The organism is Microbacterium sp. 5K110, assembly GCF_005774735.1.
Classification (GTDB): Bacteria; Actinomycetota; Actinomycetes; order Actinomycetales; family Microbacteriaceae; genus Microbacterium.
The window spans coordinates 1-2,548 of record NZ_VBUM01000153.1; the positions used below are offsets into that span (position 1 = coordinate 1).

General features: G+C 72.8%; 4 protein-coding genes. 1 reads left to right on the plus strand and 3 read right to left on the minus strand.

Going from position 1 to position 2,548, the window contains the following annotated elements; translation table 11 throughout:
* Positions 1-127 precede the first annotated feature (127 nt).
* The 3 genes from FE256_RS17740 to FE256_RS17750 all read right to left on the minus strand — a co-directional run bounded on the left by FE256_RS17740 (position 128) and on the right by FE256_RS17750 (position 2,123).
* Positions 128-1,150: a pirin family protein gene (locus FE256_RS17740; RefSeq protein WP_138178283.1), complete on the minus strand. Its 1,023-nt coding sequence runs from the start codon at positions 1,148-1,150 to the stop codon at positions 128-130.
* Entirely contained in the window at positions 1,147-1,485 is a 339-nt protein-coding gene (locus FE256_RS17745; RefSeq protein WP_138178285.1) for a GNAT family N-acetyltransferase, read from the minus strand. The genes FE256_RS17740 and FE256_RS17745 overlap by 4 nt, the downstream gene beginning before the upstream one ends.
* A 122-nt stretch (positions 1,486-1,607) precedes the next feature.
* Positions 1,608-2,123: a CGNR zinc finger domain-containing protein gene (locus tag FE256_RS17750; protein WP_138178287.1), complete on the minus strand. Its 516-nt coding sequence runs from the start codon at positions 2,121-2,123 to the stop codon at positions 1,608-1,610.
* A 25-nt stretch (positions 2,124-2,148) separates the two neighbouring features.
* Between FE256_RS17750 and FE256_RS17755 the strand changes: the two genes are divergently transcribed.
* Positions 2,149-2,337: a hypothetical protein gene (locus FE256_RS17755; RefSeq protein WP_138178289.1), complete on the plus strand. Its 189-nt coding sequence runs from the start codon at positions 2,149-2,151 to the stop codon at positions 2,335-2,337.
* The last annotated feature ends 211 nt before the right edge of the window (positions 2,338-2,548 follow it).

A 2,548-nucleotide genomic window follows, 5' to 3' on the forward strand; every position in this document is an offset into this window, starting at 1 on the left:
GACTGCAACTGCGTGACAAACCCACTGCACGCTGCAGGGGAGATGTCAGGCGGATGCAGTCTCGCAGGATGCGCGGACCCGGGACGCGCGGACCGGGGAGGCGCGGCCCGGACCGCCGCGGTCCCGACTAGACGCGGCGCCGTCGCGGCGTCAGGCGGACCGCGGGGAGGGGCGGCGCGGGGATGCGCTCGGGGCCGTGGTCGATGACCGCGCCGAAGCGCGGGGCCTGAGCCTCCCACGCCTCGCGTGCCTCGACGATCTCGTCGTGCGAGCGGCCCACGAAGTTCCACCACATCACGATGTCCGCTTCGAACGGCTCCCCGCCGAGCAGGAACACCCGCGCCCCCTCCGCGGAGCTGATCTCCACATGATCGCGCCCGGTCCCGAGGTACAGCAGTCGGGAGCCGTCGACGGATGCCGTTCCTCCCATGCTCGGCAGGGGCGAGGTGCGTCGCGCGGCGTCGGCGTCGACGGCATCCACCCCCGTCTCGACCTCCGCGGAGCCGATCATGCCGTAGAGGGCATATTCCCAGTCCCGGCGCAGAGGGATGCGGACGGTGACCCCGGGCGGGAGGCGCACCTCGGCGCCCACGATCGGGGTGTGCACGGTCGCCGGTGAATCCACCGCGCCGAGCGAGCCCATGACGACGACGGCGTCCGCACCGTCGCCGAGGTCGAGCACGGGCAGGTTCTCGTGCCGCTCGAACGCCGGCGCGCCGTGGCGGCGGTCTTCCGGCAGCGCGACCCAGAGCTGGAGCGCATCGAGCGGGATCGGGTCGTCGCCGACCGAGTACTCCGAGTGCGCGATGCCTTCGCCACTCGTCATCAGGTTGAGTGCCCCGGGCCGGACCACGACGTCGCTGCCCACGGCATCCCGATGGCGCACTTCGCCGACGATCGGCCAGGTCACCGTCTGGAGTCCGATGTGCGGGTGCGGCTCGACGCGCATGAGCGTCTCCTGCGGGCCGAAGCGGTCGAGGAAGCACCACGCCCCCACCATCGGCAGCGCACGGTGCGGGAGGGTGCGGTGCACCTCCATGCCTCGGACGCCGCCGAGGGGCACCTCGCGGGCCTCGACCACGAGAGCGCGCGGCCCGTCGCACTCGACGGGACCCTCGGATGCCGGCGGGGCGACGTCCAGCCGGGTCATGCCGGTTCGCTCGGATCGGCGGAGTCGGCCGCGTCGTCGCGGTTCGGCCAGTCGATGACGAGGCCGGGGACGTCGTGGTCCTGCAGGTAGTGCGCGACGAACGGGCACGAGGGGATCACGGCGTCGCCGCGGCGGGCGAGGTCGGACAGCGCCTCGCTCGCGAGGGTCGAGCCCAGACCCTTGCCTTTGAACGCGGGGTCCACCTCCGTGTGGGGCAGGACGACCCGTCCCTCCCCGGCGGGGCGGAACTCCAGGAATCCGCCGAGCGCACCGTCGATGTGCACTTCGTAGCGGCGGTCGTCGTCGTTGCGGGTCACGGTCACTGCGTCGGTCATGTCGCCTCCGGTTTCGGTCGATCGGGTCAACGTTCGCAGGGACCGCCGTGTTCCGCCATCCCCGGTGCCGCGCGGCATGCTGTGCCAGCGCCGGTGGGCGTTGGTGGTTCGGGGTCGGTGGTTCAGCCGCGCGCGCGGTGCCGGCGCACGGCGGCGCGGTTCGCGCAGCGCACCGAGCAGTAGCGCTGGCGGCCGTTGCGGGTGACGTCGACGACGACGCGGTCGCAGGGGGCGGCGCCGCACCGGCCCAGGCGGTGGGTGCCGCGGGTGACGAGGTGCAGCGCGGTGCCCACCGAGATCACCGCCGCCAGCACTCGGGGGAGTGCGTCATCGGTGTCCCGGTAGTGGAGGTGCCAGCCCTCGCCGTCGTGGTCGGTGAGTCGCGGATACGCCGCCGCCCCGGCCATCTCGAGGTTCAGCAGCGCCGCGCGCGCCGCGGGGTCGGGCTCATCGACGACCCGCAGCCACCGGTCGATCACGTCGCGCGTGCGCGCGTGGTCGTCGGATCCCACCGGGAACGCCATCGTCATGCCGAGCTCGCGCGTGCGCTCCTCGATGCCCGCGCGGTCGGCGGGCCAGTCGTTCGCGAGCGACGCCGCCAGCAGCACGGCGTACTCCCCGTAAGGGTTGAGATGCATAACGGCATTACAGCACGCTGGCCTCATGACCGCCGCCGACACCCTCGCCCCGTCCGTCGCCCCCGTCCACGAACACGCGTGGATCACCGACTCGGTGCACGCGACGAGCGAAGGGCGGGTGCGGTACGTCCGCTGCGTCGGCTGCACCGCGCGACGTGTCGAGCTCGAGGCATCCGACCTCCCGCCGACGCCGCTGACCCGCGCGTTGCACTGATCCTCCACACCCCCGATTCCTGACGATTCCTCCCCCGAACAGAGCCGCTCGCCGGATGCGTGTCCGTGCCCCGGGTTACCGTGGTGGGGTGACTTTCCCCGGCGCCGCCCCCGAGCCGTACGCGGATGCGCCTCCCGAGGCGTTCGACGGATACGACGATCCGTACGCGGGGGCGGACTGGGATCCCGATCTGTTCGCCCCGCCCGACGAC